The sequence below is a fragment of the Robbsia andropogonis genome (assembly GCF_000970345.1).
Lineage (GTDB): Bacteria > Pseudomonadota > Gammaproteobacteria > Burkholderiales > Burkholderiaceae > Robbsia > Robbsia andropogonis.
Window position 1 is genome coordinate 1 of sequence record NZ_LAQU01000244.1, and the last position, 536, is coordinate 536.

Genomic DNA, 536 nt, shown 5'->3' on the forward strand with positions numbered 1-536 from the left:
AAAATCTGAGGTGTTGTCATGGCGAGCATATTTGGCCCGATGACGGATGCACGTAAGACCCGTATCTGGACTTTATGGCGAGGCGGCATTCCGATGAGCGAGATTGCGCGGGACATCGCAAAACCACCGGCGACGGTGTATTCGTACTTGCTTTACCACGGCGGGATTGAGCCTCGACAGCATATTCGCAGGCAGGGCAGTTTATCGCTGGAAGAGCGAGAGACTATTTCTCGGGAACTAGCGAGCGGTGCGAGCATGCGATCAATCGCTAAGAGCTTGAATCGGTCCGCCTCGACGATATCGCGCGAGATATCGCGTAACGGCGGCATTACTCGGTATCGCGCCTGCCATGCAGAGGCTGCTTTCTTCAAGCGATGTAAGCGGCCTAAATCGTTGTTGTTACGCCGGTATCCGAAGCTGTGTCGACAGGTTATCGCGTTGCTGAAGCAGGATTGGTCGCCTGAGCAGATTTCGGGCTGGCTGAGACAGGAAAATGGGACCGGTGTTGGCATGAGTATTTCGCACGAGACGATCTA

At 54.7% G+C, this 536-nt stretch carries 1 protein-coding gene; it reads left to right on the top strand.

The window, feature by feature from the left end:
• Positions 1-18: 18 nt before the first annotated feature.
• A partial coding sequence (locus WM40_RS29410) for a helix-turn-helix domain-containing protein (protein ID WP_157793846.1) occupies positions 19-536 on the top strand: 518 nt, incomplete at its 3' end.